General features: G+C 59.9%; 11 protein-coding genes and 3 pseudogenes. 2 read left to right on the forward strand and 12 right to left on the reverse strand.

Features of this window, described 5'->3' with window-relative positions:
- The coding region (locus BN2475_RS19855) for a YadA family autotransporter adhesin (RefSeq protein ID WP_174642002.1) at positions 1-1,030 on the forward strand (1,030 nt) is incomplete at its 5' end.
- 122 nt (positions 1,031-1,152) lie between these two features.
- Here the strand turns inward: BN2475_RS19855 and BN2475_RS35660 are convergent.
- The 6 genes and pseudogenes from BN2475_RS35660 to BN2475_RS36555 all read right to left on the reverse strand — a co-directional run.
- Positions 1,153-1,289: pseudogene (locus BN2475_RS35660) on the reverse strand (transposase); the annotation flags it as partial.
- A 170-nt stretch (positions 1,290-1,459) separates the two neighbouring features.
- Positions 1,460-2,497 carry a Csu type fimbrial protein gene (locus BN2475_RS19865; protein WP_094781214.1) on the reverse strand — a complete coding sequence of 346 codons (1,038 nt, stop codon included), beginning with the start codon at positions 2,495-2,497 and terminating at the stop codon, positions 1,460-1,462.
- A complete protein-coding gene (locus tag BN2475_RS19870; RefSeq protein WP_094781215.1) occupies positions 2,494-4,899 on the reverse strand; it encodes a fimbria/pilus outer membrane usher protein in 2,406 nt (801 codons plus the stop codon). The genes BN2475_RS19865 and BN2475_RS19870 overlap by 4 nt, the downstream gene beginning before the upstream one ends.
- Complete coding sequence (locus BN2475_RS19875; RefSeq protein WP_094781216.1) at positions 4,850-5,602, reverse strand: fimbrial biogenesis chaperone; 753 nt, start codon at positions 5,600-5,602, stop codon at positions 4,850-4,852. Before BN2475_RS19875 ends, BN2475_RS19870 begins: the two co-directional genes overlap by 50 nt.
- 9 nt (positions 5,603-5,611) lie before the next feature.
- A complete protein-coding gene (locus tag BN2475_RS19880) occupies positions 5,612-6,148 on the reverse strand; it encodes a Csu type fimbrial protein (RefSeq protein ID WP_094781217.1) in 537 nt (178 codons plus the stop codon).
- Between the two features lie 795 nt (positions 6,149-6,943).
- Positions 6,944-7,137, reverse strand: a pseudogene (locus BN2475_RS36555) (IS6 family transposase); the annotation flags it as partial.
- 58 nt (positions 7,138-7,195) lie between these two features.
- Here BN2475_RS36555 and BN2475_RS19890 point away from each other — a divergent pair.
- A pseudogene (locus BN2475_RS19890) lies at positions 7,196-7,743 on the forward strand (DDE-type integrase/transposase/recombinase).
- A gap of 159 nt (positions 7,744-7,902) precedes the next feature.
- Here BN2475_RS19890 and BN2475_RS19895 read toward each other — a convergent pair.
- From BN2475_RS19895 to BN2475_RS19920, 6 genes are all read right to left on the reverse strand, one after another.
- Entirely contained in the window at positions 7,903-9,255 is a 1,353-nt protein-coding gene (locus BN2475_RS19895; RefSeq protein WP_094781218.1) for a purine-cytosine permease family protein, read from the reverse strand.
- 229 nt (positions 9,256-9,484) lie between these two features.
- The gene (locus BN2475_RS19900; RefSeq protein WP_094781219.1) at positions 9,485-10,480 is read right to left on the reverse strand and encodes a 5-oxoprolinase subunit C family protein; all 996 of its coding nucleotides are present in this window, start codon (positions 10,478-10,480) and stop codon (positions 9,485-9,487) included.
- On the reverse strand, positions 10,470-11,348 hold the full coding sequence (locus BN2475_RS19905; protein ID WP_094781220.1) for a 5-oxoprolinase subunit B family protein: 879 nt from the start codon (positions 11,346-11,348) through the stop codon (positions 10,470-10,472). The genes BN2475_RS19900 and BN2475_RS19905 overlap by 11 nt, the downstream gene beginning before the upstream one ends.
- On the reverse strand, positions 11,345-12,787 hold the full coding sequence (locus tag BN2475_RS19910) for an acetyl-CoA carboxylase biotin carboxylase subunit (RefSeq protein ID WP_245841427.1): 1,443 nt from the start codon (positions 12,785-12,787) through the stop codon (positions 11,345-11,347). The genes BN2475_RS19905 and BN2475_RS19910 overlap by 4 nt, the downstream gene beginning before the upstream one ends.
- A gap of 5 nt (positions 12,788-12,792) precedes the next feature.
- Entirely contained in the window at positions 12,793-13,035 is a 243-nt protein-coding gene (locus BN2475_RS19915; protein WP_094781221.1) for an acetyl-CoA carboxylase, read from the reverse strand.
- 32 nt (positions 13,036-13,067) lie between these two features.
- Positions 13,068-13,850 (reverse strand): 5-oxoprolinase subunit PxpA, encoded by a 783-nt coding sequence (locus tag BN2475_RS19920; RefSeq protein WP_094781222.1) that lies wholly within the window; start codon positions 13,848-13,850, stop codon positions 13,068-13,070.
- Positions 13,851-13,994 lie beyond the last annotated feature (144 nt).

Genomic DNA, 13,994 nt, shown 5'->3' on the forward strand with positions numbered 1-13,994 from the left:
GGGTCTCTCGACGACCAACAGCAATGTGACGTCGCTGTCGACGGGTCTCTCGACGACCAACGGCAATGTGGCGTCGCTGTCCACTTTGACTTCGACGGGTTTCAGTTCATTGTCAACGGGACTCTCGACGACCAACAGCAATGTCGCAAGTCTGTCGACGGGCTTGAGTACGACCAATAGCAGCGTAGCGTTGCTGTCGACTTCGGTAGCCCCGCTCCTGAGTGCAAGTCAGTATGCTACTGCGTCGGGAGCCACCGTCGGTATGACGCTGGAGGGGGCATCGAACGGTGACGGCACTGCTCAAACGCTCGGCAGATCTGGCACGCAAGTAAAGACAGTCAACGTGGCAACGTGCGGTTCTGCAAGCGGTATGGACTCGACGGCGACGGGCCTGTGTTCGACGGCAGCGGGCAACGGTGCCACCGCGTACGGTTCAAATAGCCAGGCGGTCGCCGTCAACACCACCGCGATTGGCTTCCGTGCGGTTGCGTCGGTAGCAGGTGCTGTTGCTATGGGCTATAACGCGCAGGCGACGGGTGATCCGACCGTGGCGATTGGTGACAGCTCGCTCGCAGCGGGCAACAACTCGGTCGCACTTGGTGCATCGGCGCAGGCCACCGGCGTGAACTCGGTTGCGCTGGGCGCTGGTTCGGTTGCCAACGAGGACAACACGGTCTCGGTCGGTTCACCCGGTAACGAACGGCGTATCACCAATGTCGCAGCCGGTGTGAACCCGACCGACGCGGTGAACATGTCGCAGTTGCAGGGCGTCCAGAGCAACGTGAATAACGTTGCCCGTGCCGCGTACTCTGGTGTCGCAATGGCCATGGCTATGTCCGGAACGTACATGCCGACGCTTGCTCCGGGTGAGCAGGAATTGGGTGCCGGGATTGGCCAGTATAAGGGCTATGGCGCTGTCGCCATGAACTTCAAGGGTTTGTCCGGTAACGGGAGGTGGTCTTATGGCGCGGGTATTTCGACTACGGGTCACGACGTCGGTATCAACGCGGGTGTAGGCTGGAAGTGGTAGTCGTAGTGAGCTCACGCGCAGCGTGGGCTCACGTAGCAGATCCCGAATTGAAGGAATCGGGATCTGCTACTGAATCGGGATCTGCGACTAGAGAATGAAAGGGACTTCCCCGTCCCGAGGCCGCGGCGGAAGCGGTCGAGCCAGCCAAAGCTGCGCTCGACCACCCACCGTCGAGGCAGCAGTACAACCTCTTTCTTGCCTGCTCCAGTTTGATCACCTGCAGTTCAATGCCTTCATCACGCGCGGCCTGCGCAGCTTCCCATACGTACTATCGAGCGCAGGTAAAACGTTTTGCATACTTTGCTCAGGACTACAATTGAATTTGCGCACTGAACTTCGGTGTTTTGAAGTCACGCGGGTTGGTGTTGACTTGGGGGAAGCTCCAGACGAGAAAGCGTGGCGATCGACTTAAGCCTTCGTAAGGTAAATCTAATAGTTCACATTGACAGTAACGGTATCGGAGTAACTGTCTGGCGTGTAATTAGCACTGGGTGCGGTTGCGTAGACCGTTAACGACTGGGCCAAACCGCTTCCGCTACCGGCTTTACCGTTACCTGCCGTCGTCGAGGTCGCCGTGTTGCCCCACGGCGTTCCGCCGGGACCGGGTGTGGAACTGAGCTGGTAAGGCACTTGATCGGTGTTGCCGCTGCGAGTGCCCTTCATGACGCCGGCGCCTGCGGTGTTGCCATTTGAAGGCGCCAGGCCCACGAAAAAAGGCGTGCCATTGGTGCATGTCACGCTGAGCGTATTGCTGGCGGTGGTGTTGACGGCGGTCGAGGGAACTGCACCAAGGTTGACGTTGTTGGCGGTAACGACACAGGCCTTCTGCACCGTTGCCGACGCGACAAATGCTGCACTCCCGGGATTGAGGGCGTTCGGACCGCTCGTGCAGGAACTTGGTGGCGTACTCGTGTTTGTGTTGTAGGAACCGTTGACGGTCGCGGAGAGCGTACTGTTGTAAGTACCGACCGGCGCAGTCGTCTGTCCGCCAGGCAACTGTGCATAGAATGGGGTCTGGCCGGTGATCGTGGTCGACAGGATCAGCCCGGCTGGAATGGCTACGGAAATACTTATCGGTATCGGTGTCGCTGAGGTCGCCGTGGAACCCCATATCTGACTATGCGTCGCATTGGCATACAGCTGGTATTGCAGGGTGTTGCTGCCGTTGCTGAGAAGGCGCGGGTTGGCCTGGGTGCCACCAGTGCCGGTATTGAGGTTCAGGCACATGACAATGTTTGCCTGAGGCGACAGGAGGAGACCCAGGATTCCCGTGCTGGTGCAGGACCACCCGATCGAGCCACTGACATTGAGGGTGCCGGTCGTGAAGTCGACGGTGCCGAACTGAACGTTGCTGACGGTGGGGTTGGCGCAACTGACGGTCTGGGCTTCAGCCGGGTGCGGCAGGCCAAGGCCGCCGATCAGCAGCATCAGAATGAGCAGTAGCGTGCACTGACAGCGGTGGCTCATGGGGAGATGTCCTTGCGACAAAGGAGCGGACCGAGAGTGGGAATGGTCTCGCTCACGTTGTGGTAGTCAAAACTTGCCCGGCACACTCCTGTAGGAGTGTGAACGATGAGCGTATTGTGCTCGCCCAGGGTGTCCAGGTAGACCGTGCCGTCGAAACCGGTCATGGAACCGTTGTCGGCCTGGCCTTGGATGGTCACGCGACTTCCGAGTGGCAGGGGCTGGCCGCTGTCGTCATGCAGGATTATCGAGGCGGCGCGTATCGGGGTAATGCCAAAGCGCACCAGCGTTCCGGCGCGGTCGGTGGGCGTTGCGAGCGCCTTGACGCGATCGATCCGTACGTTCGCGGGCAAATCCATGGGATCAATGCTGAGCTGGTTGTTCTGATAGGCATTCAGCGGCGAGACCAGCAGCAGGCCCTGGCTGTCGGTCGTGCCGATCAGATTGTTCTCGAGCTTCACCGGCACGTGAGGAATGCCATCGGTGGATATCACGGCGAAACCCGTGCTGATCTGCCGTGTAGCAAAGACGCCACCGCCCATCAGCACCAGCGCGCCGGTGGCGCCCGCGTACCCGTAGCGGGTTTGGCCGATGGAACTGACGCCTGCCTGCAACTGGCCATAGCGCCCCAGATAATCAACTTCACCCTGGCCGCCATTCTGATCATTGCCCTGGCGCAGGGCAGCGCGCCAACTGAAGCCCCCCTCGCTGGGCGGTGACTGGCTCGCATTGACGACGAATCCCGTACTGTTGCCGTTGCGCTGTACGCTGCTGCTCACCGTGATGTCGTGTTCCAGTGCGATAGTGGCCACCAGAAACATACTTCGACTGGCTGCGTTCCCTATATTCTGATTGAAGCTGAGACTCAGCGATAACGACCGCCCGATGGATTTGGACCAGTAGGCAGTGGCAAAACGCGTGGCATCCTGCTGTGGGTAACGCAGTTGCACGTAGCTCACGCCGAAACTGCCCAGATGCTCGGTGCTGTAGCCGGCGACCACCTGTCCGCTGACGCTGGGCGGCGGCGACCCATAGAGCGTGGCCACATCGGTATATGTGCCCCGGGTGTGAATGCCGTTGACGCTGAAGTTGAAGCGGTCGTTGCGCCAGCTGTAGCCCAGCCCGTACTGCGAGCCGCTATGACCCGCATACGCACTCTGCGCCAGAGACGCGGAAACTACACCGCCGGCGCTGCCCAGCAGCAAGGCGGCGCCCGCGCCGCCGTTGATCAGCTTGCTGGTACCCTCGGCGTGTGCTTCAACGGTGAGGTGGTCGCTGACACCGTAGCGCCACGTGCCACTGCCAACGGGATCATGGCCGTAGCTGAAAGAGGTCAGCCCATAGTTCTCGCGCACGACACCGAATTCCGCCGACCAGTCGGAGAGGCCCTGCTTCAGCAATTGTTGTTCGTTGTACAACGAGAAATTAAGGGTGGTGGCGCGGCCCAATGCATCGGTCAGCACGACTTGCGCGTTGCCGGCGCCGCTGATGTTGGGGATGGTGTTGAGCTGGAACGGTCCGGCCGGCACCTGGCCGCTGTATTGCTGCATGCCGTTGATGAACAGTTGCACATTCGAGGGCAGCGTGGCCGAACCGAAGAAGGCCGGTAGCGGCGCGGTGATCAGATAGGGCTGTAACGTGAAATTGGTGCCCAGTTGTACGCCTGCGATGCGGGTGGAGCGCGACCACGACAACGCGTCCGTCAACGTGTCACCGAGCCGCAACGTCAGCAGGCTGTCGGGAAACGAGGTACTCCAGCTGGTATCCAGACGCACGGAACTGTTCTGCCAGCCCGCGCCGTTGATATGGATGGCCTGCGAGAGTGCTGTCGAACTGAATACGCCACTGCTGTTGAATGCGCGCAGTTCCGTGAACCCGCTCAGGCTGCTGCCCTGCTGGCCCTCGGTCCCGAAGATGTCATAGTTCAACAGGATGCCGGGCGAGGCGGTTGCGTGGGGGCGACTGTTTTCGGGTGCATTGAGCACCGTCGTACCCAGCTTGAGCATGCTCAGGGGCGCGCTGATGGCCACCGCCTGGCGGCTGGCATCGTAGTTCGCTTGCACCCCGTTCAGGCTATTCAGGCGTACCGGATCGGGTGTGCTGGACGGCAGCGCAAAGCCGAGCTCGTGCAAGGTTGCGATGCTCGCCCATAGCTCGCCGTCGAGATAGCCGAAATGGGCCAGACCACCCTGGGCACCGTTGAGGGTGACCTCGAGGTACAGGTCGGTACCGCCGAGACGGCTCACGCTGTCACTGCTATCGGTGAGCTGCGCGCTATTAGCTGCAGAGCCGGCCGACGTGACTGTATCGGCAGCATGGGCCCCGAATACGAGCAGGCTCTGCAGCAGGATGGCTTCAGTGAGAACGGTCGGCCAGAGACAGGTTTTGCGTGGCCTTCTCGCCATTCACCATTGCCTCAAGAGTGCCGCCAGCGGCGAAGATCGCGGCGGATGGCTTCAGCATCCAGCGCATGGTTGCGCCCGCTAAAACGTAGCCAAGTAGGCCCGGGGTGATGTCGGTACGGCGACCCATGGTGTCGACGTAACTCAGGCCTGCCAGCTGGGCATGGCTGCCACCGTGATTGCTCACCTGCAGCATCACATGGTCGCCATCACGCAGTAGACTCCATTGCAGTTGTGGCGGAGCGGCAGCCGCTCCGGCAGGCTGGATGAAGACGGGCACCGAGTAATGCAGCACGAACTGCAACCCCGGCTTGCCTTGCGCATCGACTGGCAACTCGTCGATTGCCAACCGGTAAGCATCTTCCACCGCGCCCGCACCAGTGGGTGGCGCACCCACCCGGATGACCCGGACCAATTGGCGATCGCCAACTGCCAACTGCAGCATTGGCGGGCTGATCACGAGGCCGCGAGACTCAGTGAGTTGATCGCCCTGGCTATCCTGCGTCCAGTGATATACGCGCACCTGTGCATGCACCACGCTTTCGCCGGTATTGCTGAGCCACAACCCATCGGCGTTTTGCGCAGGCTTCAGGCTGAGCGTGGTGGGTGCCACCTGCAAACCGCTTGCATCGGCACCTCCACCTGCTGCCAGCAAACTGACGAGCAGACCGCTGCACAGCGCATGCAGCAACCGGGTGCGTTTCATGACGGAGGGTCAGAAGTTCACGTTGACAGTAACAGTATCAGCATAGCTGTCCGGCGTGAAGTTGGCGCTCGCGGCAGTGGCATAAACCGTCAGTGATTGCGCGAGGCCTGTGCCGGTCCCGGCCACGCCATTGCCCACCGATGTAGAGGTTGCGGTATTGCCCCATGGCGTACCTGCGGGACCCGGAGTAGAAGTCAACTGGTACGGGACCTTGTCGGTGTTGCCGGCCAGCGCATCGGCCGTGCTCATGGCACCACTACCAGTGGTGGTGCCGCCGTTGGCCGCTGACGGCGCGAGGCCAACATAGTATGGCGTCGTCTTCGAACAGGTCACGCTGATGGTGTTGCTGCCGGTGGTGTTCACTGCAGTGGAACTCACCGTACCGAGGTTGATGTTGGAGGCAGCGCCAGCCGTCACGGAGCACGCCTGCTGGATAGTGATCATCACCTGAAAGGTGGCCGTGGCAGGGCCGGCGGCGGAGGCGGGAAGGGACACGCCAGCAGTGCCGAGCAAAGCGGTGGCGAGCAGGATCTTGTTGAGCGACATAAGAGCATCTCCCGACGCATAAATTAAATAGAAATTTCGAACAAAACGAAGCAACGGCTGTGAAACTGAGTCCGCGTACCTGCCACCTGAGGAGAACTGGTTGCACGAGAATTTCCAGCGTCGTGCTCAATTGCAATGCAGCTTCCCGTGGCGAATAACGTGAGAGAGCACCACCGGTCGAGCATCCGTCAGCGCTCACGAACCGCACACTTTCAGCCGGAATTGCGCATTGGAATTTTTCTTCTAATTTATCAGGACTGCTATCAATATACGTCGGGTAGTCAGCTGAATTTTGGCCTCCGATCAGACAGGCGATGAAGACGACACCCGCTCGTCAAAATCGGCTCCCGCCGATCGTGCATCGTTGAAACGGTCCCGCGCCAGGACATCCGAAAACGCAGTTGCCAGCGTCACCGCAACATGCAACTAAACGTAACGCAATGTAACTGGCATAACGAATGGTAGCGACAAACTTATGCGCACACAGTTAACAATTGCAAAGTGAGGTTGCTTCCTGATTTTGAAATTCGGCTGCTTATCAGCCGGAAAACCCTGCCAGCTAAGGCCGTATCCCTCCACGCCCGTCAACAATGAGCGCAGCGGCCCAGGGCAGCCGAAAAGTATCTCTTTTTGGATCATGTAATGTTGTGAACATACGATTCGACCGTTTCATGGTCGGACTCCATTTTCGCAATAGGCCTCCCCAGGTTTGAAGTGGCGTACGGCTGTCATGTGATGGACGAGGGTCGGGTGCAAATAGGGGTCTGGAAGAGACGGGTTCTGATAAACGAGGTCTTATTGGGCAGACAGGACAGTGTTCCAGACGGCGGGCGCAGCAGTATCTTTGAGACCGAGCTTCGCGAGTTGAATTGGCCTTTGCGAATGCGATGCATCAACTCAATGTCTGAAAGAGTGATCGCGGCGCTCCTGAAACGTTTGAAGCCGAGCGTGACATCGGTCCTCGACTTGATGTAGCGATGGTCTGGCTCTGTTGCGGTAAGGCGATCCGCTATGAGGTGACAAACGACACGAACGATTGAAAGCGTGATGAAGACGTTAATTCCGACGGTGACCCGAGTGCTCAAGTGGCCGCATTATCCTCTCGATGTGATCGTGACGTGCGTGCGCTGGTAGGTGGCCTATCCGCTGAGCTCGCGTCATCTTCAGGAAATGATGGCTGAGCGCGGCATTGCGGTCGATCATTCGATCGTGCACCGCTAGGCCAACAAGCTGCTGCCGGCACTGGAGAGAAAGCAATCGCGCGCAACAGCGTGCTTAAAACGGTAAGCCTCGGTAAAAGCGGCACCAATCCCGCTGCGCTCGAAGCGATCAATGCCGATCGTGAAGCGCGCATCAAGATCCGCCAGTGCAGATATCTGAACCACGTGGTCGAGCAGGATCACCGGGCGATCAGGCGGCGCGTGCGGCCCATGCCGGGGTTCAAGACTTTCCGCCGTGCCCGGATCCTGCTGGCCGGCATCGAACCGATTCATACAATCATCAAAGGGCAAATGCAGCGTGCTCGCGGAACCCATCCGTCCGCCGCTGATCAATTCTATGAGTCACAACACAAGCCGTACTTCACATGTCGATAACGTTCGCCCCTTGATCGTTACCGCGAAAAACCCAAATGGCGTGGGGTCGGCGAGGCCCCGCAGGCCGTCACCTGTTCCCGACTGCCAAGTGCGCCGTAAAAACCCCGAGATATAAGTTTCTGAAAGGCGGCCTGGCCGCCTTCGAGGTCGGCCTATGTTCTAGCCACGTACAAACCACGTTCGCTTAGCCGAAGTGAGCATGCTCCGATACACAAGCCATGACACGACAAAGCTCGCTGGCGCGGAGAACGACTGCACCGGTCCCGGCACATTCATCAATACAAGGCCGGCGAACGCACCGGCAAACCATGCGGTCAGTCCGCCTGGATTGAAGGCAGGCACATGCGAATCGCGGCATTCGATTTCGCCGCCGATCAATTCGTCGTAGCGTGCTGAAAGGATGTGAGCGAGCGCCACACCGACCCAGGCGACCACGAAGATTCCCTGATACGCCAGGGCCTGCAGAATTTTCGAGAATACGTCGGCCATCATCAAAGCATAAACAACGGCGCCGACGACAAGTACCCACGCGAATTTCGGCGCGCGAAGGCCCGCCACTTTCTGAAAGAAAGCCTGCATGTTAATGGCCGCGAGATAGTAGTTCGCGGTGTTGATGCGCGACTGCGTGACCCACACGAACAGCAGGCCCCAGATCCCCATCAGCTTGAGCAGCGCAAGTACCACGGATACTTCCGAGAGCGTGCCGAGGCCAGGAATCGTGCTGACCAGATAGATACCGACCGCTCCGTTCAGCAGAAACGTGATCAGATAGAACGGCATGCCAAAGTTGAAGCGGCCGTGGTAACCCGCGTCCTCCTTTCGACCAAAGCGGGCGTAGTCGAAGGTGAACATCATCAGCACCCAGACGCCCATGTAATAGACAAAACAACTCCACCAGCCGTTGGCCGGTGTGCTGTCTTTCGGGCCGAAGTCGAGCCACGCTGCGTTGTAGCCGTATTCATGTGTAGCAAGCACGACGGCAGCGACCAGTCCGAGCAGATAGAAAGGCAACAGCACGCCGTTGAACTTGTCGAGCCAGTGCTGCACACTGCCGAACACGAGCGGCACGCTGTAGCAAACGACGATCAGCGCCGCCCATCGGTAGTCGAGCGCAGGAAACAGGCTATGCGCCGCAACGGCGATCACGGATCCTTCGAATACCGCGTAATAGACTGCGGTCGCGAAGAAGATCAATGTGGCGAGCGCGGCGCCTGCGCTGCCGAACAACACCCGCGAAAACAGCGCGACGGACAGGCCGGTGCGAATCGCATAGCGGCTGATAATGGAATTGACAATACCGTACGACACCACCGAGAGCGCCATTCCGATCAATGCGTTTCGCGCACCGTAATTGAGTGCGAGCGTTGCGCCGACGACAATGTAGAACACCGCGCTGCAAACCGCCCACCAGGCCATTGTGAGGGAAAACGCCGGCATGCGTGCGTTCTCAGGTATGGCAACGGTTGATAGATCGAGATCGCTTTCGGCTGATTCCTGTGTCAGATTGGCCATGATCGTACTCCTCAATAAATCTGCAGGTTTGGGAATGACGCCGTGATAGCGACCATGCTCGGTGCCGTGGCGACATGTAAAAGAAAGACCACAAGTACGGCGCAAAATGGGCGAACGCACGCGCCCGCGTGCGGCGCGCGGCGCTGCACGATCGGATTCCCGAAAATTCAATTAGCGACCAAGGGGCCGGCGCATGATCCAGCCGGCCCGTGAATGCGCTGCTTGCGCGCTAGCGCAGCAGTACTTCGCGCAACCGTGCGAGCCGCAGTTGAGCATCGCGACGGGCAGCAAGCGCCTGCGTCATGGTGACGGGCAGGAAGTGCGCCTGATGGTTCGGTTGCATTTGCCCGATCAGATCCATGTCGGCGCTGATGACCGTGCCGATAGTGGCGTAGCCGCCACCGGACACTGCATCACGATGCAGGATGATCGGTTCGAGCCCGGCTGGGACCTGGATCGAGCCAATCGGATAGCAGGCGTCGACTATGTTCGAAGGATCGGAGCCGGCGCCGAACGGCTGCTCGCGCTCGCGAAACTTGAGCGGTCTGCCTTGCCTGTAGCGATAACCAATGCGGTCTGCCTCAGGGGCGACCGTCCACGTGTCCTCGAAAAACGTGATGGCTGACTCATCTGTCAGGCAGTGATGGTAGAGGCCAGGCAGCACGCGCAATTCGACTTCGCGAGCGAGCGGTGTACGCAGCCTCTCGGGCAATTCCGTGCCTTCACGAGCGGGTCCTCGGGCGCGCCCGATGCCGAGCCGGTCGCCCTTTTGCAGGCGCCGCCCTTCATGTCCGCCGAAAGCGCCGAGCGTGTAAGTGGAGCGGCTCCCGAGCACCATCGGCACGTCAATACCGCCTGTCACCGCGAGACAAGCTCGCGCACCGCCTTTTACGTAATCGAACGTCAGCATGCTGCCTGACTTGATTCGCAGGGCGACATTGCATGCCTGTGGCACGCCGTCGATTTTGGGCTGCATTTCAGCGCCCGTTACGGCAATCAGCGTGTCCACATGAAACAGAAGTTGAGGGCCGAGCAGGGTGCATTCGAGTGCGGCCGCACTTTCGGGGTTGCCAACCAATAGATTGGCCGCGCGCAATGCGTACTGATCCAGCGCACCGGAAGGTGGGATGCCGACATGGTAATACCCCTGCCGGCCGGTATCCTGCACCGATGTTGCCAGTCCGGGCTTGACGACCTCGATGGCGTGGAGCGGGTTAGTCGGCATTGAGCACCTCGATCAACGAGCGGTTGTAGGCCTCGGGGTCGCGCATAAATGCTCCGAGCGAGAAATTCACATCGCGCACACGCAATGAAAAAGTCCCTGCATCGACAGCAGCTACGGCTTTGTCGTACGTGTCCCGATCGATTGGCTTGAACTTGACGATGTCGCCAGGGCGGAAGAACACCATGAAATCGCGCAGGTAGTCCAGACGCTGTGCCGGATCGAAAATCGGTGCGGGCGTCACGCCGAACATCTGATAGCCCCCCGCGCCACGCACTGAGTAGATGCAGCCGAAACAACCCCCGTGGCCGACTGTCAGCCTGGGCGTATCGGTGCGAGGCCGCAGATATTTCGGCACCTGCAACTGACGGGCGCGTTCGACCATCTGGAACATGAACGGCAAGCCGGCTACGAAGCCCACCATGGAGACAAACCACGGGGAGTCGGAGTGCGCCGCGATGAAGTCTTCGATATCTTTCTTCCCATTGATCCGTGCCGCGTATTCGAGGTCGGTTGAAGCCGGGTCCTGATGGCGCTCACGAAAACGCATCAGTGTCTCGTGCGTCCACGGATCGTTGTAGAGTACGGGCACTTCGACGATGCGGGTCGCGATGTCCAGTTCCGTCGCATCGGCGACCTCGACCTCGATCTGCCTGAGCAACGCGAGGAGCGTGTCCGGCTCGATCACGTCCGGATCGTAGCGAACCTGGTAAGACGCGTTAGAGGGGCAGATTTCGGTCACGCCGTCCACCTTGCGGCGCTGCAGTTCGCGTGTGATCGCGGTACCCTTGAAGAATGCTTCGAGCGACATGTCTTCGCTGATCTCCACGAAGATGAACTCATCGCCCCCGAATGTGTATCGGATCGTCATGCCGCCTCCTCGTTCCCGGCTGTGGCTGCCACCCGTTTGGCACGCCAGTCTGTCATCCATGCTTCCAGATAGTTGGTGTGATAACGGCCGGCGCGAATTTCGTCGTCTTCAAGCAGTGCGCGGTGCAGGGTCGCGGTGGTCTTGATGCCCCCGATGCGAAGTTCGTTCAACGCCCGCTTGAGCCGTGCGAGCGCGGCAGGCCGGCTTTCGTCAAAGACAATCAGCTTGGCGAGTAGCGAATCGTAGAATGGTGGTACGGCGTAACCTTGGTAAAGCATCGAATCGATGCGCACGCCTGGGCCTGCCGGCCAGACCAGTTCGTCGACGCGGCCGGGGTTCGGACGAAAGTCCTGTTCGGGATCTTCCGCGTTGATTCGGCATTCGAGCGCGGCGCCGCGCGCCACGATATCGCTCTGGCTGAAACGCAATGGTTCGCCGTCCGCGATACGCAGCGTTTCGCGCACCAGATCGATTCCGGTGATGGCCTCGGTCACCGGATGCTCGACCTGGATGCGTGTATTCATTTCAATGAAGTAGAACTTGTCGCGCGTTTCGTCGAACAGGTATTCCAGCGTTCCGGCACTGCGATAACCCACCTGCTTTGCAAGCCGCGTCGCGGACGCGCACAACGCCTTGCGCAGTGCCGGCGTGAGCGAGGGCGACGGCGCCTCTTCCAGAATTTTCTGGCGGCGCCGCTGCAGTGAGCACTCGCGTTCGAACAGATGGACAACGTCGTTACCGTCGCCTAGCACCTGCACTTCGATATGCCGGGCGCGCGCAATGAATCGTTCGAGATATACCCCATCGTTGCCAAACGCTGCATGCGCCTCGCGTTGCGCAAGGGGCAATTCAGCATCGAGTTGCGCAGCGTCGTGCGCTACCCGGATGCCGCGTCCACCGCCACCGGCTGCCGCTTTGATCATCACCGGGTAGCCAATTCTCGCGGCGATCTCGCGTGCTTCGTCGAGCGACAGGACGACACCGTTGCTGCCCGGGACCGTCGGTACGTCGGCACGCTGCGCAGTTTCTCGCGCCTTCGCCTTGTCGCCCATGGTTGCAATGATGCTCGACGACGGGCCAACAAGGATCATCCCGGCGTTCTCGACCTGCGCTGCGAATGCTGCGTTTTCGGAGAGGAAACCGTATCCCGGATGAACGGCATCCGCCCCGCACTGCTGTGCGGCAGCGAGAATCGCCGCCGGGTTCAGGTAGCTTTTCGCCGCGTGCGCAGAGCCGATGTGAATGGCCTCATCGGCCATGCGCGCGGCCAGGCTGTCGCGATCGGCATCGCTGACCACCGCGACCGCCCGCATACCCAGTTCGTGCGCCGCGCGGATGACGCGCACCGCGATCTCGCCGCGATTGGCAACCAGCACCGTGCGGATTCGCTTCGGCTGATAGAACATGCCAACCGAGCCGCCCGTGTTCGACGTGTTCATCGTATTCACCCTTCGATCCGCATCAAGACCTGTCCTGCATCGACCGGCTCGCCGTCGTCGACAAGAATTTGGGCGATGCGGCCTGCCACGCTTGTTTCGACATCGTTGAACTGCTTCATCACCTCGACGAGCCCAATCACCGCGCCGCTTTCGACGGATACGCCAGCTTCGACGTATGGCGCGGCTTCCGGCGACGCGCGCCGATAGAAGGTGCCGGGTAGAGGGCTGACGATATCGTGTAGTGCCATGGGTATGCTCCTCAAGTTTCTTGGGGTAACTGCTATTCGCGGGCGACCGTGTATGAGGGGGCTGCCACACGGATATCGTGGTTTTTCAGCGCTGCGCGAGTGGCCTCGACGAGTTCGAGTGCGCCCGGCGTGTCGCTATGAATACAGACCGAGTCGAAATCGATGTCGATGTCGTCGCCGTCGACTGTGGCCACCCGTCCTTCCACGCAGGCGCGCAACACCTTCGCCGCCACCTGCGCCGGATCGAGCAGTCCGACACGCCGGGTAAAGACGATCGAACCGCTGCGATCGTAGTCGCGGTCGGCGTAAAACTCGCGGATCACCGGCTGACCGAGTTCACGCGCGATCCGGTACGTCACCGACGCTTCCATGCAATACAGCAATAGCGTCGGATCCAGAGTCTGAAGCGTCCCGATCAGCAGGCGTGACAAGTTTTCGTCTCGCGCGGCAAGCATGTATAGCGCCCCGTGCGGTTTCACATGCTGCATGCTGACGTTGTAAAGGCGGGCGAATTCGCGCAGTGCACCGAGCTGGAAAACGATGTCGTTGACGAGTGCCTGTGGCGTCTCGGCAATATTGCGGCGGCCGAAGCCCACCAGATCGCGAAATCCCGGATGCGCGCCGACACCGACACCTGCCTGTTTCGCGAGTTGCACCGTACGCGCCATGATGTTTGGATCGCCTGCGTGAAACCCCGTCGCGATGTTGGCCGAACTGATGAGAGGCATGATGTCCTCATCGACACCATCGCCGATTTTCCATGGACCGAAACCTTCCCCCGTGTCGGAATTCAGGTCGACGCTGTACTTTTTCATGCTAAATCTCTCCTGAGTCAACAGCCTGGTTAGCTTGAAAGACGCGTGCCAGACCGGTTCGGATGAACGTTATCTGCTCGCCGGCCGCCAAAATAGTTCTATTTTTATATGGCACGTTATCTGTTTTTTCGATAGTTTCAGTCG

Origin of the sequence: Paraburkholderia ribeironis, assembly GCF_900019265.1 — a bacterium.
In the GTDB taxonomy this organism is placed as follows: Bacteria; Pseudomonadota; Gammaproteobacteria; order Burkholderiales; family Burkholderiaceae; genus Paraburkholderia; species Paraburkholderia ribeironis.

What these genes read in the sequence shown, in the direction of transcription:
- BN2475_RS19865 (WP_094781214.1), bottom strand. Translation starts at nt 2,497, where the DNA reads ATGAGCCACCGCTGTCAGTGCACGCTACTGCTCATTCTGATGCTGCTG.
- BN2475_RS19870 (WP_094781215.1), bottom strand. Translation starts at nt 4,899, where the DNA reads ATGGCGAGAAGGCCACGCAAAACCTGTCTCTGGCCGACCGTTCTCACT.
- BN2475_RS19875 (WP_094781216.1), bottom strand. Translation starts at nt 5,602, where the DNA reads ATGAAACGCACCCGGTTGCTGCATGCGCTGTGCAGCGGTCTGCTCGTC.
- BN2475_RS19880 (WP_094781217.1), bottom strand. Translation starts at nt 6,148, where the DNA reads ATGTCGCTCAACAAGATCCTGCTCGCCACCGCTTTGCTCGGCACTGCT.
- BN2475_RS19895 (WP_094781218.1), bottom strand. Translation starts at nt 9,255, where the DNA reads ATGGCCAATCTGACACAGGAATCAGCCGAAAGCGATCTCGATCTATCA.
- BN2475_RS19900 (WP_094781219.1), bottom strand. Translation starts at nt 10,480, where the DNA reads ATGCCGACTAACCCGCTCCACGCCATCGAGGTCGTCAAGCCCGGACTG.
- BN2475_RS19905 (WP_094781220.1), bottom strand. Translation starts at nt 11,348, where the DNA reads ATGACGATCCGATACACATTCGGGGGCGATGAGTTCATCTTCGTGGAG.
- BN2475_RS19910 (WP_245841427.1), bottom strand. Translation starts at nt 12,787, where the DNA reads ATGAACACGTCGAACACGGGCGGCTCGGTTGGCATGTTCTATCAGCCG.
- BN2475_RS19915 (WP_094781221.1), bottom strand. Translation starts at nt 13,035, where the DNA reads ATGGCACTACACGATATCGTCAGCCCTCTACCCGGCACCTTCTATCGG.
- BN2475_RS19920 (WP_094781222.1), bottom strand. Translation starts at nt 13,850, where the DNA reads ATGAAAAAGTACAGCGTCGACCTGAATTCCGACACGGGGGAAGGTTTC.